Here is a 22,566-nt window from a genome sequence, read left to right as displayed (position 1 = left end):
TACTTGAGAGTCACCCCACGACCAGGGCCGGACACTAACCGCTGATCACCAGCGGCACCACCAACTCTGACACCGAGTAGTACTTGCAGACGCCGGCGAAGTTCAGCCGTGGTCGCGCACGCCCTTCAGCGCGGTGCGCAGGCAGGCCGCCCGCACGCTGGCCGGCCGCAGCTCCGACCACCACGACGGCAGTGCGGACCGAGCTGGTCGCCGAACAGCAGCAGCGTCTTCTCACCGGTCACCGGCCACCGCGCAGGTCGGCCAGCACGGCGTGCGCGGCCCTGCGGCCGGAGTGCAGCGCGCCCTGGATCGAGCTGGTGTCGCGGTGGTCGCCGCAGACGTACCGGCGTTCGCCCGCCCGCACGGACTGCTTGAGCCGGTGCGGTGCGGCCATCGACGGCAGCGCCCGCGGGATGTCGTAGCGGCGCAGCACCTCCCAGTCGCGGGTGTCGGTGTCGTACAGGCGGTTCAGGTGGTGGCGGACGTCCTGTTCGGACGCTGCGCCGAGCACGGTGGCCTGCACCAGCGGGGTTCGCGGCGAGTACGGCCGCGACACCTCCGACATCACCGCCGTGTTCACGACCGGCCCGCCGTTCGCGTCGACCACCAGGCACCCGTCGCGCAACGGCGACCGCGGCGGGCCGAAGTACCAGGTGGTGACACCGTTCCAGCGCGGTTCGACCAGCCCCGGCAGCAGCCGCGCCGCCGTCGAGCCGTCCGTGGCCACGACCACCGCGTCCGCCGGGACCCGACCGCCCTCGGCCAGGTCGACCCGGTCGTCGTGCACGGCCCGCACCGCGGTCTCCAGCTGCACGGTCCCCTCGGGCAACCGGGCCGCCAGCGCCCTGGGCAGCTCCCCCATGCCGAGCGCCGGCACCGCTGCTCCCCCGCGTGCGAAGCTGCGCCACACCAGGTGGAAGAACCGCGACGAGGTCCGCAGCTCCCGCTCCAGGAACACCCCGGACAGGAACGGCCGGAACACCGCCTCCACCCCCCGTTCGGTCACCCCGAGCCGCCGCAGCTCGTCGTACGTCGTGCGGTCCGGTGCGGCGAGCAACGGCCGCACGGGCCCGAACGCGTCCGGTGCGGAGAACCGGGCCAGCGCCGCGAGGTCCCGCGCACCGAGCACGTGCTGGCGCAGCAAGCCGTCGAACGCCGACGCACCGCTGCGCGGGTCGGCGAGCAGGTCGTGCCGGCCCTCGTCGTGCACGAACACACCGGGCCGCAGGTGCCGCAGCGGGAACGGCCCGAGGTCGAGCCGTTCGAGCTCCGGGTAGGCGGGCAGCATGATCTGGAAGCCCCGGTCGAACCGCACGCCGTCCACGACGTCCGTGCGCACCCGCCCGCCGACCTCGTCGCCGGCCTCCAGGACGGTGACCTCGTGACCGGCGGCGGTCAGCTCCAGTGCGGCGCTCAGACCGGCCAGGCCGGCGCCCACGACGACGATCACGATGGCCTCCAAGGGGAACGGACGACGGGCGTCCGAGAACGGGCAACGGGCGTCGGTGCGGTTCCAGCCAGTACCGGCACAGCGGGCACGGTCACGCCGTCCTCCACCGGCGCGCCGCACCGCGCAGCAGCGGAACCCGCCCTTCCCGCGGTACCGTCCACAGCTCCGTCCCGGCCACCCCCCACCGGCTCAGCAGCCGGTTGGCCGCCGCGAACCCGGTGGTGGCCGCGCGTTCCATGAGCGCCACCGGCAGGTCGATCCGCACCAGGTCACCGGCGAGGACCAGGAACTCGTCGGGCGTCCGCACCCCCGGCCGGCGCGCGTAGCCGCCCGCGGGGAACAGCGGGCAGTCCTCGCGCAGCTCGTGCCGTTCGTCCACCACGACGGCGCTCTTCGTCTCCGGGTACACCTCGGTCAGCTGGTCCCACAACCGCTTCCTGGCGTCGGCTTCGTCCACGTCGGACGGAAGTGCGTAGCCGTGCAGCTCCACGACCGACCCGCCGGTGCGGGCGGCCCACGCCCGTGCCTCGTGCTCGTAGTGGTCGAGCACGCTGATGTTGTCGAGCAGGTCGTGCCCGCCGGTGCCGAGGAAGCCCGGCCGGTCGGCGTCCACCGGGCGGTCCAGCCAGTAGCGGGAGACCAGGAACCGCGGTGCGGTGCGCAGGCCGGCGACCCGTTCCCGCCAGGCCGCGTCACCGAGGAAGGGCGACGCCTCGACGACCGAGCGCAGGCCGGGGACGTCGGCGGCGAGCACCACGGCGTCGGCCTCGATCGCGCCGCCGCCGATGGTCACGGAGTACCGCCGGTTCTCACCCGGCTGCACCGACCGCACCTCGGCGCCCGTGCACAGGGTGGCGCCCAGCGACGCCAGGTGCCGGCCCAGCGGGTCCCACAGGCCGTGCGGGAACGGGTCGGCGGCCACGTCGAACAGCAGGCCCTCGTCGGAGCCGAGGAAGTAGATGTGGAACATGACCGCGAGCTCCGCGGCCGACATCCGGGTCGGGTGGGCGAAGAAGCTGCGGGAGAACACCTCGAACGCCAGCGCGTGCGCGGCGCGGGGGAACCGGATGCGCTCCAGGTAGGTCGCGGCGTCGAGGCCGTCGAGCTCCTCGTAGACCCGCGGCACCGACACGTCCAGCAGCGACAGCGCCGCCCGTGCGTTGATGCCGGGCAGATCGCGCCAGCGGAACGTGGGGCTGCTGCGCAGGAACGCCAGCGCGTTCCACGGCACGGTCGTCGGCAGCCCCGCGAAGCTGTCGCGGTGCCCCGAGGCGTGCTGCAGCGGGTAGTCCGGCAGGGCGGTGAGCGCGCGGCCCGCCGGGTCGACGCGCTTCAGCAGCGCCCGCAGGTTGTAGTACTGCCGGAAGAACGCGTGGAAGCCGCGGGTCATGGTGGCCGCGCTGCCGTCGGCGAGCCGCGTGCTCCACCCGCCGACGCGGCCACCGAGGTAGTCCTCCCGTTCGCACAGCACGACCCGCGCGCCCCGTTCGGCGAGCAGCGTCGACGCGGCGAGTCCCGCGATGCCGCCGCCCACCACGGCCACGACGGGTGCGTCGCCGTCGAACTGCGGGCGCCCGGCCGGTGCCGGGACCCGCACGGCCCTGCGGTCCCTCACCGCTGCCCTCCCGGCGCGTGACCGAGGAAGGTGTGCACGACACCGAGCTGCAGACCGGGCACCGGCGAGCTGCACACGCCGGTGTACCCGTTGCGCCGCAACCGGTCCCGCAGGGCGGTGGCGCCGTCGAAGTCGACCACGCTGCGCCACAGGTAGGTGTAGAGCGACCGGTCGCCGGTGACCAGCCAGCCGGCCGGGACGACGACGCCGCACAGCGCCGTCCACACCGCGCGGCTCACCAGCGAGTCGCGCACCGAGTACTCGTGCAGCACCAGCCGGCCGCCGGGCCGCAACAACTTTCCGATGTGCCGCAACGTGGAGTCCGGGTCGGGCAGGTTGCGCAGCAGGTACGCGGCGAACACCGCGTCGAACTCGCCCTCGTCGACGTCCTCGGCACGGCTGTGCACGAACCGCACGGTGCTCGGCCAGCGCTTCCGCCGCGCCTGCGCGAGCATCCCGGCCGACGCGTCCACGGCGACGACCTCCACGCCCGGCGCCGCGGTGACCAGTGCCGCGGTCGAGGCGCCCGTGCCGCAGCCGAGGTCGAGCACGCGCATGCCCGGCCGCAGCCCGAGCGCGCGGGCCGAGCGGCGCAACGCCTGGTGGTAGCCCGGGTTCAGCCCCACCAGCAGGTCGTACCCGCGGGCCGCCCGGTCGAACTTCCCCGGCACCTCAAGCTTGTTCACGTGCCTGCCTTCCCCGTTCCCACACCATCAGCACCGCCGTCACCATCGCGAAGCCGTAGAGGAAGTCCTCCACCGGGATGTCCCACGGCACCCTGATCCCGCTGATCGCCCAGTCCGCGTACAGCACCACCGGTGCGTCCAGCTTCGTCAGCCACCCGTCCACCGGGACCTGGAACCCCAGCACGATCGCCATCGTCACCCAGTACGCCGGCAGGGCGAACAGCCCCGTCCGCAGCACGAGCAGCTCCAGCAGCACCACGAGCACCGCCGCGGCGACCGCGGCGAGCAGGTACTCCTCAACCATCGGGCAACCACCGGCCGGCCAGGCCACGCACCGCCTCGTAGGTCAGCACCGCGCAGGTCGGGATGACGACGAAGAAGAGCACCTCCTCGATCGGCAGGACCCCGGCCAGCTCGATCCCCGTGGTCGCCCGCGGGTGGAAGCTCCAGTGACCGCGCAAGATCGCCACGACGTCCCAGGCGGCGAGGACGAGCAGCACCGGAGCGACCGCGCGGGCCAGCTCCGGCCACCGGCGGTAGACACCGCGGCCCATCCACTCCAGCGGCAGGGTGATCAGCAGGCACACCCCCAGCACCGCGAGGTACTCGTACTGGCTTCGCATCCGTCCGCCTCCCTGTGGACGACCGTATGGGGCTGGTCGGAGGTCTGCACAACGGGCGGGACAACTCGTCAGGGTGATCGTCGCGGGCCCAGCTCACCGCGGTGGGCGACGAACGGCAACAACTCGAACACCCGCCGGACGGCATCGGCGGCACCGGTGACGTCGTGCCCGGTCTCCTCGGGTCGCACGGCGGGTCACCCCCGCTGCGAGGTCAGCGGCGGCTCGGCACGGGAGTGGCGAGCAGCTGCCGGTAGAGCCGTTCGACGCCGCGTGCGGCGTCCGGCCAGGTGTGGCGGGCGTGGACCCGGTCCACACCGGCGATGCCGCAGGTGATGCGGAACGTCTCGTCGTCCAGGACCATCCGCAGCTTTCTGACCAGCTGCTTCACGTCGTGCGGTGGCACCAGGACGCCGGTGACGCCGTCGATCACGGCATCGGTGAGCCCGCCGACCGCGGTCGCCACCACGGGCACACCGCAGGCCATCGCCTCCAACGGCAGCGCGTCCCACGTCGCCTGCGCCGGCACGCACGCCACGACGTCCGCCGACCGCAACAACGCGGGCAGCTCCGCGCGGCCGACCGACCCGGCCAGCTGTACCCGCTTCTCGACTCCCAGCCGGTGCGCCCACCGCCGCACCCGGTCGGCCTCCCCTGCCGACAGCGCACCCGCGATCACCAGCTCGACCCGCGGCAGCCGCGGCAACGCCGTGACCAGGTCGGTCAGCCCGTTGTCCGCCAGCGGGTCCGCGACGGTGACGATCCGCTGCAGCTCCGATCGTTCCGCGGTGGTGCCGTGCGACTCGAACAGGCCGACGTCGACACCGCGGGACGCGAGCGCGATCCGCCGGCGTGGAATTCCCGCGGCGGCCAGGTCGAGCATCTCCTGCTCGCAGGTAGCGACGACCAGCGCCGCCTCCCTGCCCACCAGCCGTTCGACTCCGGCGCGCTGATCGCGACCGCCGCCGAGGCCGTGGAAGGACTGGACGACGGGCACACCGGAGGGTTGTGCGGCCAGCACGGCCGCCAGACCAGGGCGCCAGAAGTGCGCGTGCACGACCTCGGGCCGTGCGCTCTCCCATTCGGACCGCAGCTCGTCGACGTACCGGCCCAGCTGGGTCTCCGGCAGGTCGGGCGGCTGGTGGTGGACGGTCACGTCGTGCCCCAGCGCGGTCAACGCCCCGGACAACCCGGTGACGTGCACCTCGCGCCAGCCAGGCGCGTCCTGGACGGTGAGCATCGCAATCCTCATGGCGTGAAGCCATCCTTTCCGAACGGAATAGACCGTACGCAAAGGGCTGCATGCTGAACCCGATTTCGAACCTAGCGCAAAGCGCGGTTGCCCGCAGATCGCCGATCCCAAACCTGTGACGGACCCCAGGTCTTCTTCAGCCGTAAAGGATGTGTCGCGTTGAGACAGTCCAATGTGGACAGAAAGAGACGACGAGCGACACCAGAGGAGCTAGTTTGCTAGCATAGTAGCCATGGCCGGAGAGAAGCAGCAGTTCAACATCTACCTCCCCGCCGCACTGGTGAGACGGGTCAAGCACGCCTCGGTCGACGCGGACGTGTCGCTGTCGGCGTTCGTGGAGCTGGCGCTGGAGAGCTACCTGCGCCAGCTGGACGAGGGAGGACGGCGATGAGAGTGGTGCCCATCCGCTACACGGCGGACGTCGCCGCGGCACGGCGCTTCTACCTGGCACTGGGCCTGCGACCGGGTGCGGAGTCCCGGCCGGGCGCCTGGGTCGAGCTGCCGGCCGCCTCCGGGATGGTCGCGCTGCACGACGCGAAGGACGTCGCGGCGGGAACGTGCGAGCTGGCGTTCGAGACCGACGAGCCGCTGGAGGACGTGGCGCGGCGGCTGCGGCTGGCGGGGTTCGCGCCGGGGCCGGTGCTGGACGAGAGCCACGGGCGGTCGCTGCGGGTGCGCGATCCGGACGGGGTGTGGGTGCAGGTCAACGCGCTGGACCGCGAGCTCTGCACGTGACGACGCCACGGACGCCTGCGCTGACGCTGGCCATCGGCATCGTCTCGCTGGAGTTCGCGGCCGCCGTGGCGACCTTCGTGTCCTCCACGCTGCTGCCGGCGGTCGTGCGCGACCTCGACGCGCGCACCTCGGTGGAGCTGCTGATCTCGGGTGCCACGCTGGGCCTGTTCGTGGCGCTGCCGCTGGCCACCCGCGTCCTCGGCCTGACGGGCGCGCGCGGCACGCTCGCCATCGGCGTGCTCGCCTACCTCGCCGGCACCGCGACGGCGGCGACCGCGATGTCGGCCTGGGTGTTCGCGGCGGGGCAGTTCGTCGCCGGGTGCGCGAGCGGGCTGCTGGCGGTGTTCGGCATCAGCGCCGCCATCCAGCACCTCGACGACCAGTGGCGGGTGCGGGTGATCGCGGCGTCGTCGGCGATGTGGGTCCTGCCCGCGCTCGCCGGGCCGGCGGCCACCCTCGCGCTGGAGCACCTGGTCGGGTGGCGGTGGACGTTGCTCGCGCCGGTACCGGTCGTGGTCGCCGGGCGGGTGCTGGTCCTGCGGGCGGCGTCCGGCCCGGTCGACCGCGGCGCGGACCGGCCGCTGTGGCGCACCCTGCTCGTCCCGCTCGGGGTGGGCGTGGTCGTGTTCGGCGACCGGTGGTGGCTCGGGGCCGCCGGCATCGCGGTCGCCCTGGCCGGTGTCGCGTCGATCATGCCCGCGGGCACGCTGCGCGCACGCCGGGGCGCACCGGCGGCGCTGGTGGCGATGACGTTGTTCGCGGTCGGCTACTTCGGCGCGGACAGCCTGGTCACCGTCCTGCTGACCGACGGCTACGGCACGACGATGGCGCGCGCGGCCGTGGTCCTCAGCGCGGCTCCGCTGGCGTGGGCGTTGACCAGCCTGACCGTGCCCCGGCTGCGCCGCGCCGGCCGGGAGCCACCCCCGGCACTCGGCCTCGCGCTCACCGCCGCGGGGGTGGGCGTGCTCGCGGTGGGAGCACCGGACTTCACCACGGCTGTGGTGGCGTGGACGCTGGGTGGCGCAGGGGTCGGCCTGGCCTACCCCGGCCTGTACCTGCGGTGCACGACCGGTGCGCGGCTCGGCGCGACCGAGCTGGCCACCGCGGTGATCACCGCCGAGGCGTTCGGCGGTCTGCTCGGCCGTGCCGTCGGCGGTGCCCTCGTGTCGGCCGGCGACCTCGTGCTCGCGTACGGGATGTTCGCGGCGTTCCTCGGCCTCGCCGCGGTCGTCGCGAACCGGTCACGCGCCTAAGCCACGCGTCCCGCGACAAGGCCGGGGCACCTCCGGGCTGAGCCACGGGTCACGGCCGAAGCCGCAGTCACAGGCCGGCCGCAGGCCCCGGCCGAAGCCGCGGGTCACGAGCCCAGCGGGATCTCCAGGCTCACCGTGCCGCGCAGGTCCAGCCACGCCCGGTCCGGCCCGCGCACCAGCCGCAGCACGACCTCCTCGCACTCGGGGCAGCGCGCCACCAGGCCCGGCGCGTTGCGGTAGACCCGCAGCGCCGCCACCGAGCCCCGGTGGCCGCAGCCGGCGCACCGGCCGGTCGCCGCGGTCAGGTCCACGGCGAAGATCTCCCGCAGGTCGCCCGCGAGCGCGTTGCCGTCGACGTGGTCGTCGCTCATCGGTGGTCTCCTGTCAGCCGAAGCGCTCGGTGCGCACACGTCGGGGGTCGTGGCCCAGTGCCACCAGGATGTCGGCCACCGTCTCGACGAAGCCGGTGGGCCCGCACACGAAGCAGTTCGGGGTGAAGTCCGGTGGCCAGCCGTGCGTGTTCAACGTGGCCACGCCGATCCGCTTCGGTTCCGACGCGCCGTCCGGGGCCCGTCGCGTGTGCACGAGGTGCACGTCCAGACCGGCGTCCTCGCGGGCACGCCGGCGCAGCTCGTCGGCGAAGTACACGTCCTCGGGCGTGCGCACCGAGTACACCAGCCGGAACGGCACGCGGCTGCCCTGCTCGGCCCGCGCGCGGACCATCGCCATCAGCGGCGCGATGCCGGAGCCGCCCGCGACGAGCAGCACCGGCGCCGGATCGGTCGCGCGCCAGACGAACCAGCCGCCCACCGGACCGCGCAGCTCCACCTGGTCGCCTGGGGAGAGCACGTCGCACAGGTACGGCGAGACCTCGCCGTCGGCCACCCGCTGCACGGCCAGCTCGACCCGGTCGCCGTCGGGTGCGGAGGCGATGGAGTAGCTGCGCTGCACCGAGTAGCCGTCCTCGGCGGTCAGCCGCACGTCGACGTGCTGGCCGGCCAGGTGACCCGGCCAGTCCGGCACGTCGAGCACGAGGCTGCGCGCGCTCGCGGTGATGGCCCTGTTCTCGGCGACCGAGGCCACCCGCCAGGTCAGTCGCCCTGATACCGCTGTTCGCGCCATGGATCTCCGTAGTCGTGATAACCGGCGGTTTCCCAGAACCCCGGTTCGTCCTCCAGCAGCAACTGGATCCCGCGGACCCACTTCGCCGACTTCCAGAAGTACAGGTGCGGCACCAGCAACCGGGCCGGGCCGCCGTGCTCGGGCGTGATCTCGTCGCCGTCGTAGCGGTAGGCGATCCAGGCCTGCCCGTCGAGCAGGTCCTCCAGCGGCAGGTTCGTCGTGTAGCCGCCGTAGGACTGGACGAGCGCGAAGTCCGCCGCCGTCTCGACCTCCTCCAGCAGCACGTCGAGCGAGACGCCCTTCCACCGCGTGCCGAGCTTCGACCACTTGGTGACGCAGTGGATGTCCGTCGTGATCTTCTCGGCCGGCAGCTCCATCAGCTGCTGCCACGACCAGACGTGCCTGTGCCCGGCCTCGGTGCTGATGGTCAGCTCCCACCGGTCGGTCGGCACCCGCGGCGTCGGGCCCGCGGTGAGGACCGGGAAGTCCTCTGCCAGGTACTGCCCTGGCGGGAGCTGCACGTCGGAGGACCGGCGCCGCCCGGAGAAGCCAGGAGAGACGATTGCCATGGGCACAAGTAGACGACACCCGCTCGCCGAACGCCACGGGTGATCACGACATGCCGTGATGATCACGTCGTGCCACGATGGCCGCGTGGCAGTCGATCGACGCAGCTTCCTCCTGGCCGCCGGGCTGACGGGCGCCGCCACCGCGCTGGCCGCCTGCACCGGCGCCCCTCCCCCGACGCCGACCTCGACCCCGACGCCGGCAGCGGCCGCACCGTCCAGTTCGTCCGTTCCGAGTGGACCGCCGGACTGGGCGGCGCTGCGGGCGCGGCTGTCCGGTCAGCTGCTGCTGCCCGACCAGGAGGGGTTCACCTACCAGGGTTTCAACCCGGTGTGGAACCAGCGCACCCCCGCCGCCGTCGCGCGCTGTGCGTCGGCCGACGACGTGCGGGCGTGCGTCGAGGCGGCCCGGCGGCGGGTGCCGATCGCCGCCCGCGGCGGTGGCCACAGCTACGCGGGTTACTCCTCGCCGGAGGACGGCCTGCAGGTCGACCTGCGCGAGCTCGCCGCGGTGGAGGTGCTGCCCGGTGACCGGGTCCGCGTCGGGGCCGGCGCCCAGCTCGGCGAGGTGGCGCGGGTGCTCGCCGCGTCCGGCCGGTGCCTGCCCACCGGTACGTGCCCGACCGTCGGCGTCGCCGGTCTCACGCTCGGCGGCGGGATCGGCGTCCTCGCCCGCAAGTACGGGCTGACCTGCGACCACCTGGTCTCGGCCACGGCGGTCACCGCCGACGGCCGGGTCGTCACCGCCTCGGCCGAGCAGGAGCCCGACCTGTTCTGGGCGTTGCGCGGCGGTGGCGGCGGGAACTTCGCGATCGTCACCGAGCTCGTGTTCGGCACTGTGCCCGCGCCGCAGGTCACCGTCTTCTCGTTGCAGTACAACGCCGGTGTCGCCGACGTGCTCGGCGCGTGGCAGGGCTGGATCGCGCAGGCGCCGAACGAGCTGTGGTCCAACGTCGTGGTGCGCGGTGCCGCCGAGCCGAACTGCCGGGTCGGCGGCTGCTTCGTCGGCACCCCCGGCGAGCTGACCTCGCTGCTGGCGGCGCTGCCCACGCCCGCGTCCCGGTTCGTCCAGCCGCAGAGCTACCCCGAGGCCACGCAGTACTTCGCGGGCACCGGGATCCAGCACGAGTCGTTCGTGGCGTCGTCGCGGATCGTGCAGAAGCCGATCAGCGACCCCACGCGGGCCGTGGCGCTGATGAACGGCCAGTCCAGCGAGTCGTACCTGATCTTCGACGGCCTGGGAGGCGCGGTGTCCGATGTCGCGCCGGCCGCCACCGCGTTCCCCCACCGCGCCGCGCTGGCCTGCGCGCAGGTCTACTTCAAGACACCGCCGGCCGACGCCACCGCGACCGCGCAGGCGATGGGCCAGGTGCGCGACGGGCTCGGCGAGCTGGTCGGCGACTCCGGTTACGTCAACTACATCGACCCGCAGCTGCCACGATGGGCCGAGGCGTACTACGGCGACAACCTGGCCCGGTTGCGGGACGTCGCGCGCAGGTACGACCCGGACGGGGTGTTCGCCTTCGCCCAGTCCGTTCCGCGCTGAGGGAGGGTTCGTGGAGGACGTCCGCGTCGAGGAGTCCGGCACCACCACGCTGATCTGGCTGGACCGCCCGGACCGGCGCAACGCGGTCGACGGCCCGATGGCCGCGCAGCTGTTGGAGGCGTTCCGGGCGTTCGAGGCCGACCCCGCGCAACGGGTGGCGGTGCTGGCCGGTGCGGGCGGCACGTTCTGCGCGGGCGCGGACCTGACGTCGGTCGGCGATCCCGCGCGGCGCAACGAGCTCGACCCCGCGGGCGGCGGTGGCGGTCCGATGGGGCCGACCCGGTTGCGGCTGAGCAAGCCGCTGATCGCGGCCGTCAGCGGGCACGCCGTGGCGGGCGGGCTGGAGCTGGCGCTGCTCGCGGACCTGCGGGTCGTGGAGAGCGACGCGGTGTTCGGGGTGTTCTGCCGGCGCTGGGGCGTGCCGCTGATCGACGGCGGCACGGTCCGGCTGCCCAGGGTCGTCGGCCTGGGCCGGGCGCTGGACCTGATCCTCACCGGCCGCCCGGTCGCCGCCGACGAGGCGCTCGCGATGGGACTGGCCAACCGGGTCGTCGAACCCGGTCAGGCGGTCGCGGCGGCGCTGGAGCTGGCCGAGCAGATCGCCGGGTTCCCGTTCGAGTGCGTGCTCGCGGACCGGGCGTCCACCTACGCGGGGCTCGACCTGCCGCTCGCGGAGGCGTTGCGCGCGGAAGGCGCGGCCGGTGTGCCGGTCGTGGCCCGTGAGGGTGCAGCCGGCGCCGCCCGGTTCACGGACGGCGCCGGAAGACACGGCACCTTCTGAGCAGGTTGCCAGCTGTCGTGCCTTTGACGCCCCAAGTCGTACTTGCAGACGCCTGAGCAGCAACGAGGGGGCGGACAAAGCTTTTGGCCAGGTGCTCAGGCGGCGACCAGTTCCTTCTCGGACTTCTTCGTCGTCTGCTTGACCTTCTTGTTCGGCAGCGAGAGCCGGAAGACCTTGTGCCACGCGGAGAACACCTGCTTGGGCAGCGGTCCGCTGACGTAGTCCAGCTCGTACTTCTCGAACAGGGCCTTCACCTTGACCGCGACCTCGGCGTACCGGTTGCTCGGCAGGTCCGGGAACAGGTGGTGCTCGATCTGGTGCGACAGGTTGCCGGTCATGATGTGCATGGCCTTGCTGCCGCTGATGTTCGCCGAGCCCATCATCTGGCGCAGGTACCACTGGCCGCGGGTCTCGCCCCTGATCGAGCGGCGCTCGAAGACCTGCACGCCCTCGGGGAAGTGACCGCACATGATCACCGAGTGCGACCACAGGTTGCGGACCAGGTTCGCGGTGAACGTCGCGGCGAGCGTGGTGAGGAACGACGGGCCCGACAGCAGCGGGTGGATCACGTAGTCCTTGAGCACCTGCTTGCGGATCTTGCGGCCGACCGCCTTGGCGCGGGCGCGGAACTCGGGGTTGTTGCGGCGGCGCTTGTGCAGGTTCTTGCCGAGCTCCAGGTCGTAGGCGGCGATGCCGTACTCGAAGAAGCAGGCGTTGATGAAGTTCCACAGCGGCTGGCCCAGGTGCATCGGGTGCCACTTCTGGTCCTCGTCGACGCGCATGATGCCGTAGCCGAGGTCGTTGTCCTTGCCGATCACGTTGGTGTACGTGTGGTGCAGCTCGTTGTGCGAGTGCTTCCACTGGTCGGCCGGCGAGACGTGGTCCCACTCCCAGGTGGTGGAGTGGATCTTCGGGTCGCGCATCCAGTCCCACTGCCCGTGCAGGACGTTGTGACCGATCTCCATGTTCTCCAGGATCTTCGCCACGGACAGGCCGGCGGTGCCGATGAGCCACGCGGGCGGGAAGATCGAGAACAGCAGGATGCCGCGGCTGGTCAGCTCCAGCTTGCGCTGCACCGAGATCACCTTGCGGATGTAGGCGGCGTCCTTCTCACCGCGGCTCGCGATCACCTCGTCGCGGATGGCGTCGAGCTCGCGGCCGAGCTCCTCGATCTGCTCGTCGGTGAGGTGGGCGGTGGGGTCGATGGCGGTCATGGAGCTCGCTTTCGAGGGGTTCGGCGGCTGGAGGTGGGCCGCTTCGCGGGGGAAGGATGTCTGTGGTGGGGTGCGGGTCAGCGTTCGAGCTCGCACGGACCCGCGGCAGCGGACACGCAGGTCTGCACGAGCACGCCCGGCTCTGCCTCGGTGATCTCGCCGGTGCGCAGGTCGCGGACGGCACCGGACTTGAGCGGCGTGACGCAGCCGAAGCAGATGCCCATGCGGCACCCGGAGGGCATCAGCACGCCGGCGCTCTCGCCGACGTCCAGCAGCGGGGTGGCGCCGTCGGCCTCGACGGTCTTGCCCGTGGTGCCGAACGTGACCTCGCCACCCTCGCCGGCGACGACGACGGTCGGGCGGAACCGCTCGGTGTGCAGGCGCTCGGGGATGCCGTGCCGGGCCCAGTGCGCCTCGGCGGCGTCGAGCAGGCCCGCGGGACCGCAGGCCCAGGTCTCGCGCTCGGCCCAGTCGGGCACGAGGTCCTCGAGCCGGGCGACGTCGAGCATGCCGTGGGTGTCGGTGTGCAGCTCCAGCAGCCGCAGCGCCTTGTCGGCGACGAGGTCGTGCAGGTCGTTGCGGAAGATGACGTCCTCTTCGCGTGGCGCGGAGTGGATCATCACCACGTCGTCGAGCCGGGTGTCGCGCAGCATGCCCATCGCGGGCGTGATGCCGCTGCCGGCGGTGAGGTAGAGGACCTTGGCGGGCTTCGCGGCGGGCAGCACGAACTCGCCGGTGGCCTGGTCGAGGTGGATCACCATGCCCGGCTTGGCCTTGCGGACCAGGTGGTTGCTCACCTTGCCGTCCGGGATGGCCTTGACGGTGATCGTGATGCGGCCGTCGGCGCGGTTCGTCGGTGACGTCACCGAGTACGCGCGCCACAGGCGCACGCCGTCGACGTCGACACCGACGCGGATGTACTGGCCGGCGACGTGACCGCGCCAGCCTCTGCCCGGCCTGATCACGATGGTCGCGGCGTCCCCCGTCTCGGGGTGGACGGCCTCGATGCGACCACGCAGGTCAGCGCCCGCGCGCAGCGGGCTCACCAGGTCGAGGTAGTCGGACGGCAGCAGTGGCGTCGTGACCAGCTCAAGCAGTTTCCACGCCCTGCTGCGTAGGGCGGCACTCGTCATGACTCCAGCTTGATGCGCCACAGGGCGTAAAGTCCTGTCCGCAGGACGTGAATTTGCTCGACCAGATTGTTCGCAGGGAACAAATCGTGACTCAGGCAATGCGGCGGGCCACCGAATTGGCCCTGGACGAGACGACGGTCACCGCGCTGCGGGCGGCCCTGAAGACCACGGCCGACGAGGTGGTGCAGGCCATCATCGACGAGGTGCCGAGCTACGCCGGTGCCCTGTCGGGCCGGATGGGCGGCACGATACGGCGTGCGGTGCGCACGGCGCTCGGACATTACCTGGACCTCGCGGGTGGCGTGGCCACCGGTGGGGACGCGAGCGACGCCGCCTACGAGCTCGGCCGCGGCGAGGTCCGCGACGGCCGTTCGATGGACGCCCTGCTCAGCGCCTACCGCGTCGGTGCGCGCGTGGCCTGGCGCGGGCTCGCCGAAGGCGCCGTGGCGGCCGGTCTGCCCGCCGAGGAGGTGGCGAAGTTCGCGGAGCTGACCTTCGCCTACATCGACGAGCTGTCCGCCGCGTCGGCCGCCGGTCACGCCGACGAGCTGGCCGCACGCGGCATGGCCCACGAGCGGCACCTGGAACAGCTCGCCCGCGACCTGCTGACCGGCGCGGGCGCCGAGGCGCTGCTGGCCTCGGCGAACAGGGCCGGCTGGCCACCGCCCACGACGGTGACCGTGGTGCTGCTGCCCGCCGCGCAGGCCCGCCCGGCGTTCCGCGCGCTCGACCCCGGCACGCTGGTGCTGGACGACCTGCCGGACGCGACCGGCGTCCTGCTGGTGCCCGACGCCGACCGCGCGCACCTGTTGCGCCAGCTGACCGACCGCAGCGCCGTTGTCGGTCCCGCGCGACCTTGGGTGCGTGCGTCAGCCTCATACGCACGGGCGTTGCGCGCGCGTGCGGTGTCGGCGGACATCCGTGACACCGAGCAGCACTTGGTTGAACTGGTGCTGACCGCCGATGCCGACGCGTACGCCGACCTGCGCGCACGCGCGTTGGCCCCCTTGCACGCGCTGCCGGAGAACTCGGCGCGCCGGCTGGAGGAGACGTTGCGGGCGTGGCTGCTGCACCAGGGGCGGCGGGAAGAGGTGGCGACGGCGCTGTTCGTGCACCCGCAGACGGTGCGGTACCGGATGCAGCAGCTGCGGGACCTGTTCCCGGACCTCGGGTCACCGCAGCGGGTGCTGGAGCTGACGCTGGCCCTCGGCCTGGAGCGCTAGACGAGCGAACGCGCTCACCGCATTCTGGCCCTTGACAAGTGCTGGCGGTGTCGATGCGTACTACCGAAGCGTAGAACACAATGGTTCACAGTGGGGGCGTCGCTCAGACCCGATAGCTGACAGACGCGTAGGCGCGATAGCCGCATCGTCGGCCAGTCTCCGGATCGTACGGGCAGCAACATTCCGAGACGCCCAGCGATACAGGTGTGTGGCGGACGACGTGCACAACACTCTCACCGGCGACAACTCAGGTCAGCTCGTGCAGGCCAGGGACGTGAACCAGGTGATCTTCAACGCGGCCCCGGTGACACTCCAGGCGCTGGCCGGGCTTCCGCCCGCGACCACCAGGTTCCTCGGTCGCGAGGACGAGCTTCGTGAGTTGCGCGCGACGTGGCAGCGTTCGGGACCAAGCGCGATCGCCTCAGGACTAGCAGGAATCGGCAAAACTGAACTATTGCTGCACGCGGCACACGCGGCGATCGAGGAAGGAGAATTTCCCGGAGGAGTCCTCTTCGTCGACCTTCAAGGCTACGACGATGCGCGGCGGGTGTCGCCAACGCAGGCTCTCGACAACTTCTTACGTGCGCTCGGCGTCGCCGGCAACGACATTCCACCGGAGGAAGACCAACGCTCAGCACTGTTCAGGTCGATGCTGGCGAAACAGGACCGCATGTTGGTCGTGCTTGACAACGCATCCTCGGTCGAGCAAGTCAAACCGCTCCTACCTGGCGTTCTGAGGCACAAGGTGGTGATCTCCAGCAGACATCGCATCAACGGCCTCGATGACGCACACCACCTTGAGATCGGCGCACTCGACGCGGCAGCTTCCGAAGCTCTCGTGGGAAGCATTGAGCTCGCCCGCCTCTGCGGATACTTGCCCTTGGCGTTGAGAATCATGGCCGCACTACGTGATGAGGACTCGCACACCGACTGGGTGGCTGAGCTCGCACAGGCTCGGGACCGGCTCGACCTGCTGGACGACGGTGACAGTCGTGCCGTTCACGCGGCCTTCGACCTCTCGTACCGCGCCCTCCCCGTCGATCAGCAACGGTTGTTCCGATTGTTGGCACTGCACCCAGGCGACGAGCTGGAGGTGGACAGCGTCAGCATGCTCGTCGACCTGCCTGTCGCCGCAATTCGCAGGCAGCTTCGCGAGCTGCGCCGAGCTCACCTCGTCGAGGACAACGAGCCCGGCTGGTACGGCTTTCATGACCTCATGCGGCTCTACTCGCATCGAAGATTGAAGGATCACGACCCCGTTGAGCGGCAAACCGCACTCCTGAGGGTGCTCTCCCACTACACCACCATGTCTGAGATCGCGAACGACGTGCTGGAAAGCTGGCGATCCGGGAAAACACACGAACAGTCCGGAACTTTTAGCGATCCTGACAAGGCGATGAAGTGGCTTGCCCGGCGCCGACTGGTCCTCATCGCCACCGTGACAGCGGCAAACCTGGCCGGTGAACATCGCTTGGCATGTCGACTAGCTGCAGCATTGAACTACCTGTTCGACTTCGGAAGGCACCACGACGACTGGATCGAGGTGTGCAGACTGGGTCTGAACAGCGCACAGAGCATAGGAGACGACCAAGCCGAATGCATGTTCCTCAGCGTGAGCGGCTACGTACTCGGCCGGCAGCGGCGTTCCGAAGAAGCGATGAGCTGCAGCGAACGAGCATTGAAGCTCAGCATCAGACTGGGCGACACTTTTCGGCATGCGTGGATTCTCCGCGACATCGCCGGGTTTCACTTGCACAGTGGACGTCATGAGGAGGCCCTGACTACCGGCACGGCGGCGCTGGAGCTGTGCCGTACAAATGGGGACCAGCTGGGAACTGCACGCAGCCTCGGGATCCTCGGGACGATCTACTCGTCGATGGAGCGCCTAGAGGACGCACTTGGGGCCCACATGCAGGCCAGAACGATCTACCGCCAACTCGGCAATCAGCTGTATGAATCGTTGTCGCTGGTGGACATCGCAACTGATCATCGAGCGCTAGGCGGCTTCATCGAGTCCCGGGACTGCGCATCGATCGCGGTCGGATTGCTCCGCGGATCACCGCACGTCCATCTGGAGGGACTTGCATGGGAGGCGTTAGGGGAAGCACAGGCAAACCTCGGGCAGCTCTCCGAAGCCGTGGCGGCGCTGACTACCGCAGTAGAATTATTCGGAAGAGTGGCAGATGAGCCCAGGATCACTCATGTCCAAAGCCGGCTCGCTGAACTTACCGGAGAACAGAGAACCTAAAACACCGACTATTGCGATCGAACACCAATCCGCACTAATCAAACATTAGCCGCCGAGCGATTTGCAAACCCAGGGATTCACCTGAGCTCTCTTCAACTTTTAGTTGTGGAAATTGCCACCCCTGAGACCCTGAGACAAGTTCGGACAGAGGAGAGATACGACAGCTGGGACGAGGCACCCGGCGGCGAGCCGGTCGATGTGGTTCGACAAACCCATACCCCACACGGCAACCGCGGGGTCATGACATCGCTCGACCTTCCAGGACCGCACTTGTCCGCGAGGTCTGCGATGACTGCTGTGCTGCCGTGAAGTGAGATTGAAGTCCAGAGCTTGAATATCCTCGACTGATGCGATGCCGAACCTTTCCAAGCTTTTTGCAGTTCGGCGAACAGGTTTGTCGTGTCGGAATTCCGAAGTCTGACACCAGGACTCGAAGACGATATTTCCGCCAACACAAAGGTAATAGCTTTCGAAGATGTCTTCTTCTAATCCACATTGGGCTCCAGACTTCAAACTCCAGTCAGAACGATCAATTTCTTGGTGCCACATGTGTTTTCTGTACAGAGGCCAGCCCCACATCCTTACTGATCCGACCGGCGGACCTCCCCGTTCCACCAGCGCAGGGGCGACAAAGCTGCTGAGTAACACACTTGCCACATGTCGCGCTCGGCGACGCAGCATCGCTTCAAGTACTGCAACGGTTTCTGGCGATGCGTCGTACAACCGGTCACCTCAAGAGTAGCTGCAAAAAATCATCATCTCATACGTAGATCGTCCGTGATGTTAATTCGTTAGCCCAGCAACCGAAGTTCGCCTGTTCGGACTAGGAGGCTAGTATGCAGTTCGATTAGTGACCATAGGTGGTCGAGCCAGAATGCGTGTGTGAGTCCAAATCCGGCGATGGTGCGTTCATCGTGCTGTTTCGCTGACTTTTTGGGAATCTAGTTGGCGACTCAAAGTGATCAGCGGACCGGACCGGCTGGCAAGCCAGTCGGTCCACTCTTGCAATGGTCATGGGTTCCTGTCGTTCGCCAATGTTCAAGAGACGCCGGGCATGCGAGCGGCCAAGGCGATGAGCTCCACGACCTTGGCCTTGCATCGTGACAACAGGTCTGCCGCGCGTTCCTCGGCCCCGATGCGTTGCAGCAACCGGTCGGCCTCGGCGAGCCGCACCGGTAGGTCGAGCGCGCGGAACTCCCCGCGGCCTGCGTGGCGAGGCTCCTGGCCTCGGTGTGTTCACCGGCGGCGAGCAGGGCCCTGGCGAGGCCGAGGCGGGTGAGCGCGAGGAACGGGCGGGCGCCGATGCGGACGTCCATCTCGGCGGCCTCGCGGTAGTGGCCGATCGCGCCGGTGACGTCGTCACAGGCCATGGCCAGGTCCCCGAGCAGCCACGGGGTGGCGGCGCTGCAGAACACCGAGCCAGCCCGTCGGCGGCGAAGTGCGGTTCCAGCGAGGCGAGCGTGCGGTGCACGATCGCGGTGGTCTCGGCGTCGCCGAGCAGGCAGGCGACGACGCCGATCGGGCTGACCATCGGCGCCCACATCGGCCCGACCTCCAGGGTGGCCGGCACGGCGCGGAACCGCTCGAACGTGGCGACTCCCGCGCCACCGCGTCGTCGATGGTGCCCTCGACCAGCGCCATCCCGTATCGGCCACCGCGCGGGCGGTCCGGTTGAGCTCCCAGGCGTCGTCGAGCCGCCCGGTCAACGCCGCCCTGGCCGCCCGCAACCAGTGCAGGTGCCACTAAGCGACCCCGTGCTGCCGCGCCGCGGCGAACTGCTCGATCAACGCCAGCTCGCGGTCCACCCCGACCAAGTCCCAGACCTGGAACGCCACGTCGACCAGCCACACGTACCCCCACAGCTCTACGTGCGGCTGCCGCGCGCTCCTAGCCAGCTCGACGGCCCGCTCGGCGAGCGCGACCCGTTCGTTCTGGAACTGTGGCGCGCACAACACCAGGTGCCGCGCGTGGATCCCGTCGAACTCGGCGTCGGGGTCGCCGCTGCGGACGGCGAGGTCGAGAAGCGGCCGTGGACAGCTCGCGCGCCTTCTCGCAGGCGCACCCGCGACGGTAGCCGCCATGGCGCGACGGGCGAGCAATCGGGCGCGCAGCGCCGTGAGCTGCTCGGGCAGGACCCGGCGCTGCTGCCGGTTGCCGACCGAGTCGAGATCTACCCCGTCCACGAGGTGCACGAGCACACCTGAGCCCGGTCGTGACCGCCGCGCGACCCTCACCGCCGGCCTGTGGCAGACCGAACGCTGCTCGGCGACGTTCCGAGTCGGCAACCTGGGGCCGCACCGGGACCGTGCCCGTCACGGGCGGCACCGTCGAGATCGGACCGAACGGCGCGCTGCTGACCGTGTACGGCACCCTGGGCCTGGTGGCCATCGACACCGGCAATGCCAGACGTGACCGGGACCGGCACCCGACGATGACGTTCACCGCCACGTCGGTGGTCCTGGCCGGGCGCAGCTGGCTGGTGACCGGCACGCTGCACGCCCCGGCACGTCGGCGGAGCTGAGCGGCGTCACCGGCGAGACGCGGTCCTGACCGCGAGGCTGGACCGCAGGACGCTGGGCATCCGCGCCCCGGGGTTCTTGATCGGCCGGTGGGTGGAAATCGCGGTGACAGCGACGATCCAGCGCACGTAGGTTGCGGACCGTGGTGCAACACCAGCCCGTCGAGAAGACCTGGCCGCGGATCGCGACCTGGGTCCGTGAGCACGCACCGGCGCTGCACGCGGCCTTCCTGCCACCACAGAGCTTCCGGAGGGCTGGTCTGCCACCTGACCTCGCCGCGTGGTGGCGACTGTTCGGCGGCGTCGACCTGGCCCGGCTCCGCGACTTCAGCCCGCTCCTGCCGGTGTCGTGGCATCCGTTGGACGCCCGCTCAGCCCTCGCGCACCGCGCCGCGCGGACGGGGTGGCTACCGATCGCGGTCGACTGCGACGGAGGCGCCGACCTGCTGGTCGTGGACCTGGCCAACGGCAGCGTGATCACCCACGAGGACGGCTCGGGCCTCCTGCCGGCGCCGGACTGGCCCAGCGTCACCGCGATGCTCGACCACCTCGCACGGTTGCTGGATCGCAACGACGACCCGCTGTACCGGCTGTGGTGCTGGGACGACGGCCACCTCTCGTGGGACGTCCGCCCCCAGAGTTGAAACGACAGCACCGCGGTCACGCATCCGGCGTGACCGCGGTGCTGTTCGAGCGCTACGAGCTCAACGCGGCTGGTAGGTCAGGCAGTTGGCCATGTGGTCGCCTTCGCCCTGCCCGACCCGCACGCTCTGCGCGGTGCACTCCAGCGACGCGTTGTGCACGCAGTCGGTCCGGGTGCAGGCGCCCACCTGGGCCATCACCTTGTCCAGGCCGCCCTTGGTGCTCAGCGGGATGAACGTGCCGCAGTCGGCAGCCCCGTTGTCACCGCGCACGGTGATCGCGAAGGCGTGGCAGCCGTCGTGGTTGTAGGAGCAGCCGCTCACGGTGCACTCGTGGACGGCGGGCATCGCCGGGTTCTCGAGGGTGGTCATGTCCGCTCCTGTGATCCGTGGTGGGAATGTGGTCCGGTGATTCGGACGATGCCACCGCTCACCACGGCCCGCAATTCGAACGGCAATTAGGATAGCCTTCCCTCTCGGGATTCGACAATGACCCGGAACCGGGCGTTGAGCTGCGGATACATGCTGCGGCCGCATTCACCTCACCATTCTGGTCGCGATCCAAACACCCCCGTCCGTGGACTATCTCCACGCAGTCCGCACATGCGAGCGGACCGGTCGGTCGCGGACGTCGGGCTCGTGATCCTCGCGATCCCGTGGCACCGGTTCGGCGAGCTCGACCCGGCGCCGTTCGCAGGCAAGGTCGTCGTGGACGCGATGAACCACTGACCACCCGCCGACCGCGCACTCGGCGTCGCCGGCGACGACCCGGCCGCTGTCGCGCTGGTGGCGGAGTTCCTGGCGGGCATCGGGTTCGACCCGGCGCCGGTGGGCGCTCTCGCAGCAGGACGACTGCTCGAACCCGGCAGCCCGGTGTTCGGCGTCGCAGTCAGCAGGTCCACTCTGGAAGGAGAACTCCAACACGCAGATCCGGGACTGATCCCGTGTTCATCTGAACACAGGAAGTCATGATCGCGGGAGCAGCGAGCCTTTTTCAACCTGTTTTGGCAGGTCAGGGCGCTGTCGCGAAAGCGCTGCGCGTCGTCGGCGCGCGGAAACGCTCTCACGCTGCCACCACAGAGTTGGTTGCAGTTACAGGCGAATGACAACGTTGTCAGATCACCCCAATTACCGCCAACCGGCCTATGTTCGCCAGTGAGAGCGCGACCATCAAGATCGTGAACGCGGTAACAGCGGGCCACCTGACAACACGGGATTCGTCACGTGTTCCGGTCCACCGCAGCCGACACGCGACCTGGGCTGGGCACGACCACGCTTGCACATGCCCGGTGGTTCCGGAACGTCCACCGGCGGGTTCGACGGCGTCGTTGTCGCCGAGGAGCAGACCACCTTCGCGCCGGCCGGCACGAGCGCACGGGAGCTTTCGGCGTAAAAGACCACCCAGGGCAAGGGCGACAGCGAGTACGCGAAGAGGCTCACCGGTCCGAGCGGCGAGGCCCCAGGAGAGATCATCTGCGTTCAGGTCGTTCTGGCCGCGTGGCCGAAGGCTCCCGAACGGGAGGTAGCACGACGCCAGGAGAAGCGCGGGCTCGACGTGCGGGCCTGCGACGTCGATTCGCTCGACACCCCTCGATGCGGCCATCGTCCTGGCGAACCGGGAATTCTCCCCGGCGCTTCTGCTGAAGGAGATGGGTTCCGGGCCAGGATCACGTGACCTACCTGCTCGGCAACCGCGATTTCGGCCATGAACAGGCATACCGGCTCGGCACGCTTGCCCGACGCAGTTTGCCCGCTCTGCGGCGGCGGCGCATCACCGCGGTCGCATCGAAGACACATGTGATGGCGGTTCTTGCAGGTCTGCCGGAAGTCATGCCGCACAACCGGACCACCGCCCACGCAAAGCGCTCGACTGGGACACCCCAGCCGAGCGCCCGACCACGCTCCTGGCCGAAACCAGGTGACCACCTTTCTCGCGATGACCCCTGATATTTGTGCGGGTGCC

24 protein-coding genes are annotated in these 22,566 nt (G+C 70.1%); 11 read left to right on the top strand and 13 right to left on the bottom strand.

The genetic code is table 11. The annotated features are described in order from the left end of the window. Nucleotides 1–238: 238 nt before the first annotated feature. From ACZ7CH_RS40625 to ACZ7CH_RS40600, 6 genes are all read right to left on the bottom strand, one after another. Nucleotides 239–1,450 carry an NAD(P)/FAD-dependent oxidoreductase gene (locus ACZ7CH_RS40625; protein ID WP_360384425.1) on the bottom strand — a complete coding sequence of 404 codons (1,212 nt, stop codon included), beginning with the start codon at nt 1,448–1,450 and terminating at the stop codon, nt 239–241. Between the two features lie 91 nt (nt 1,451–1,541). Next, nucleotides 1,542–3,065 carry an FAD-dependent oxidoreductase gene (locus ACZ7CH_RS40620; protein ID WP_470376401.1) on the bottom strand — a complete coding sequence of 508 codons (1,524 nt, stop codon included), beginning with the start codon at nt 3,063–3,065 and terminating at the stop codon, nt 1,542–1,544. After that, a complete protein-coding gene (locus tag ACZ7CH_RS40615; RefSeq protein WP_360384429.1) occupies nt 3,062–3,751 on the bottom strand; it encodes a class I SAM-dependent methyltransferase in 690 nt (229 codons plus the stop codon). The genes ACZ7CH_RS40620 and ACZ7CH_RS40615 overlap by 4 nt, the downstream gene beginning before the upstream one ends. After that, complete coding sequence (locus ACZ7CH_RS40610; protein ID WP_360384431.1) at nt 3,738–4,055, bottom strand: lycopene cyclase domain-containing protein; 318 nt, start codon at nt 4,053–4,055, stop codon at nt 3,738–3,740. The genes ACZ7CH_RS40615 and ACZ7CH_RS40610 overlap by 14 nt, the downstream gene beginning before the upstream one ends. After that, the gene (locus tag ACZ7CH_RS40605) at nt 4,048–4,374 is read right to left on the bottom strand and encodes a lycopene cyclase domain-containing protein (protein WP_360384433.1); all 327 of its coding nucleotides are present in this window, start codon (nt 4,372–4,374) and stop codon (nt 4,048–4,050) included. Before ACZ7CH_RS40605 ends, ACZ7CH_RS40610 begins: the two co-directional genes overlap by 8 nt. Before the next feature lie 211 nt (nt 4,375–4,585). Next, nucleotides 4,586–5,623, bottom strand: coding sequence for a glycosyltransferase (locus ACZ7CH_RS40600; RefSeq protein WP_360384435.1), 1,038 nt, complete (start codon nt 5,621–5,623; stop codon nt 4,586–4,588). 232 nt (nt 5,624–5,855) lie between these two features. On the opposite strand from ACZ7CH_RS40600, the gene ACZ7CH_RS40595 reads away from it, so the two are divergent. Genes ACZ7CH_RS40595 through ACZ7CH_RS40585 form a run of 3 tightly spaced genes read left to right on the top strand, consistent with a single transcriptional unit; the run spans nt 5,856 to nt 7,611 of the window. Then, nucleotides 5,856–6,014, top strand: a complete 159-nt coding sequence (locus tag ACZ7CH_RS40595) for a ribbon-helix-helix domain-containing protein (RefSeq protein WP_360384437.1) — start codon at nt 5,856–5,858, stop codon at nt 6,012–6,014. Further along, complete coding sequence (locus ACZ7CH_RS40590) at nt 6,011–6,358, top strand: VOC family protein (RefSeq protein ID WP_360384439.1); 348 nt, start codon at nt 6,011–6,013, stop codon at nt 6,356–6,358. Before ACZ7CH_RS40595 ends, ACZ7CH_RS40590 begins: the two co-directional genes overlap by 4 nt. Beyond that, nucleotides 6,355–7,611 (top strand): MFS transporter, encoded by a 1,257-nt coding sequence (locus ACZ7CH_RS40585; protein WP_470376400.1) that lies wholly within the window; start codon nt 6,355–6,357, stop codon nt 7,609–7,611. Before ACZ7CH_RS40590 ends, ACZ7CH_RS40585 begins: the two co-directional genes overlap by 4 nt. A gap of 104 nt (nt 7,612–7,715) precedes the next feature. Here ACZ7CH_RS40585 and ACZ7CH_RS40580 read toward each other — a convergent pair whose 3' ends face one another. Genes ACZ7CH_RS40580 through ACZ7CH_RS40570 form a run of 3 tightly spaced genes read right to left on the bottom strand, consistent with a single transcriptional unit; the run spans nt 7,716 to nt 9,302 of the window. Next, nucleotides 7,716–7,982 (bottom strand): DUF6510 family protein, encoded by a 267-nt coding sequence (locus ACZ7CH_RS40580; RefSeq protein WP_360384443.1) that lies wholly within the window; start codon nt 7,980–7,982, stop codon nt 7,716–7,718. A gap of 13 nt (nt 7,983–7,995) precedes the next feature. After that, the gene (locus tag ACZ7CH_RS40575; protein ID WP_470376399.1) at nt 7,996–8,733 is read right to left on the bottom strand and encodes a ferredoxin reductase; all 738 of its coding nucleotides are present in this window, start codon (nt 8,731–8,733) and stop codon (nt 7,996–7,998) included. Then, a complete protein-coding gene (locus ACZ7CH_RS40570; protein WP_360384447.1) occupies nt 8,703–9,302 on the bottom strand; it encodes a sulfite oxidase-like oxidoreductase in 600 nt (199 codons plus the stop codon). Before ACZ7CH_RS40570 ends, ACZ7CH_RS40575 begins: the two co-directional genes overlap by 31 nt. 85 nt (nt 9,303–9,387) lie before the next feature. Here ACZ7CH_RS40570 and ACZ7CH_RS40565 point away from each other — a divergent pair, with 85 nt between their 5' ends. Beyond that, on the top strand, nt 9,388–10,845 hold the full coding sequence (locus ACZ7CH_RS40565; protein WP_470376398.1) for an FAD-binding oxidoreductase: 1,458 nt from the start codon (nt 9,388–9,390) through the stop codon (nt 10,843–10,845). Nucleotides 10,846–10,855: 10 nt separating this feature from the next. Next, on the top strand, nt 10,856–11,626 hold the full coding sequence (locus ACZ7CH_RS40560) for a crotonase/enoyl-CoA hydratase family protein (protein WP_470376397.1): 771 nt from the start codon (nt 10,856–10,858) through the stop codon (nt 11,624–11,626). A gap of 95 nt (nt 11,627–11,721) precedes the next feature. On the opposite strand, the gene ACZ7CH_RS40555 is transcribed toward ACZ7CH_RS40560, so the two are convergent. Next, on the bottom strand, nt 11,722–12,840 hold the full coding sequence (locus ACZ7CH_RS40555) for a fatty acid desaturase family protein (protein WP_360384453.1): 1,119 nt from the start codon (nt 12,838–12,840) through the stop codon (nt 11,722–11,724). A gap of 77 nt (nt 12,841–12,917) precedes the next feature. Next, nucleotides 12,918–13,973, bottom strand: coding sequence for a ferredoxin reductase (locus ACZ7CH_RS40550; protein WP_360384455.1), 1,056 nt, complete (start codon nt 13,971–13,973; stop codon nt 12,918–12,920). A gap of 86 nt (nt 13,974–14,059) precedes the next feature. On the opposite strand from ACZ7CH_RS40550, the gene ACZ7CH_RS40545 reads away from it, so the two are divergent. Beyond that, entirely contained in the window at nt 14,060–15,196 is a 1,137-nt protein-coding gene (locus ACZ7CH_RS40545; protein ID WP_470376396.1) for a PucR family transcriptional regulator, read from the top strand. Between the two features lie 208 nt (nt 15,197–15,404). After that, nucleotides 15,405–17,444, top strand: a complete 2,040-nt coding sequence (locus ACZ7CH_RS40540) for a tetratricopeptide repeat protein (RefSeq protein WP_470376395.1) — start codon at nt 15,405–15,407, stop codon at nt 17,442–17,444. Between the two features lie 1,742 nt (nt 17,445–19,186). Here the strand turns inward: ACZ7CH_RS40540 and ACZ7CH_RS40535 are convergent. Beyond that, nucleotides 19,187–19,636, bottom strand: a complete 450-nt coding sequence (locus ACZ7CH_RS40535; RefSeq protein ID WP_470376394.1) for a hypothetical protein — start codon at nt 19,634–19,636, stop codon at nt 19,187–19,189. Nucleotides 19,637–19,749: 113 nt separating this feature from the next. Between ACZ7CH_RS40535 and ACZ7CH_RS40530 the strand changes: the two genes are divergently transcribed. Both ACZ7CH_RS40530 and ACZ7CH_RS40525 read left to right on the top strand, forming a co-directional pair. After that, nucleotides 19,750–19,965, top strand: coding sequence for a YceI family protein (locus ACZ7CH_RS40530; protein WP_470376393.1), 216 nt, complete (start codon nt 19,750–19,752; stop codon nt 19,963–19,965). 140 nt (nt 19,966–20,105) lie between these two features. Beyond that, a complete protein-coding gene (locus ACZ7CH_RS40525) occupies nt 20,106–20,606 on the top strand; it encodes an SMI1/KNR4 family protein (protein ID WP_470376392.1) in 501 nt (166 codons plus the stop codon). 60 nt (nt 20,607–20,666) lie between these two features. Here ACZ7CH_RS40525 and ACZ7CH_RS40520 read toward each other — a convergent pair whose 3' ends face one another. Beyond that, nucleotides 20,667–20,975 carry a DUF1540 domain-containing protein gene (locus tag ACZ7CH_RS40520; RefSeq protein WP_360384459.1) on the bottom strand — a complete coding sequence of 103 codons (309 nt, stop codon included), beginning with the start codon at nt 20,973–20,975 and terminating at the stop codon, nt 20,667–20,669. 231 nt (nt 20,976–21,206) lie between these two features. Here ACZ7CH_RS40520 and ACZ7CH_RS40515 point away from each other — a divergent pair, with 231 nt between their 5' ends. Together ACZ7CH_RS40515 and ACZ7CH_RS40510 are read left to right on the top strand one after the other, a co-directional pair. Next, nucleotides 21,207–21,332, top strand: coding sequence for a hypothetical protein (locus tag ACZ7CH_RS40515; RefSeq protein ID WP_470376391.1), 126 nt, complete (start codon nt 21,207–21,209; stop codon nt 21,330–21,332). 942 nt (nt 21,333–22,274) lie between these two features. Then, nucleotides 22,275–22,550 carry a hypothetical protein gene (locus ACZ7CH_RS40510; RefSeq protein ID WP_470376390.1) on the top strand — a complete coding sequence of 92 codons (276 nt, stop codon included), beginning with the start codon at nt 22,275–22,277 and terminating at the stop codon, nt 22,548–22,550. The last annotated feature ends 16 nt before the right edge of the window (nt 22,551–22,566 follow it).

The organism is Lentzea sp. NPDC037011 (assembly GCF_055607425.1).
Note: the sequence above shows the minus strand (reverse complement) of the source record. Positions and strands in the feature narration are given on the sequence as shown.

What these genes read in the sequence shown, in the direction of transcription:
- ACZ7CH_RS40610 (WP_360384431.1), bottom strand. Translation starts at nt 4,055, where the DNA reads ATGGTTGAGGAGTACCTGCTCGCCGCGGTCGCCGCGGCGGTGCTCGTG.
- ACZ7CH_RS40605 (WP_360384433.1), bottom strand. Translation starts at nt 4,374, where the DNA reads ATGCGAAGCCAGTACGAGTACCTCGCGGTGCTGGGGGTGTGCCTGCTG.
- ACZ7CH_RS40600 (WP_360384435.1), bottom strand. Translation starts at nt 5,623, where the DNA reads ATGAGGATTGCGATGCTCACCGTCCAGGACGCGCCTGGCTGGCGCGAG.
- ACZ7CH_RS40595 (WP_360384437.1), top strand. Translation starts at nt 5,856, where the DNA reads ATGGCCGGAGAGAAGCAGCAGTTCAACATCTACCTCCCCGCCGCACTG.
- ACZ7CH_RS40590 (WP_360384439.1), top strand. Translation starts at nt 6,011, where the DNA reads ATGAGAGTGGTGCCCATCCGCTACACGGCGGACGTCGCCGCGGCACGG.
- ACZ7CH_RS40580 (WP_360384443.1), bottom strand. Translation starts at nt 7,982, where the DNA reads ATGAGCGACGACCACGTCGACGGCAACGCGCTCGCGGGCGACCTGCGG.
- ACZ7CH_RS40575 (WP_470376399.1), bottom strand. Translation starts at nt 8,733, where the DNA reads ATGGCGCGAACAGCGGTATCAGGGCGACTGACCTGGCGGGTGGCCTCG.
- ACZ7CH_RS40570 (WP_360384447.1), bottom strand. Translation starts at nt 9,302, where the DNA reads ATGGCAATCGTCTCTCCTGGCTTCTCCGGGCGGCGCCGGTCCTCCGAC.
- ACZ7CH_RS40555 (WP_360384453.1), bottom strand. Translation starts at nt 12,840, where the DNA reads ATGACCGCCATCGACCCCACCGCCCACCTCACCGACGAGCAGATCGAG.
- ACZ7CH_RS40550 (WP_360384455.1), bottom strand. Translation starts at nt 13,973, where the DNA reads ATGACGAGTGCCGCCCTACGCAGCAGGGCGTGGAAACTGCTTGAGCTG.
- ACZ7CH_RS40520 (WP_360384459.1), bottom strand. Translation starts at nt 20,975, where the DNA reads ATGACCACCCTCGAGAACCCGGCGATGCCCGCCGTCCACGAGTGCACC.
- ACZ7CH_RS40515 (WP_470376391.1), top strand. Translation starts at nt 21,207, where the DNA reads ATGCGAGCGGACCGGTCGGTCGCGGACGTCGGGCTCGTGATCCTCGCG.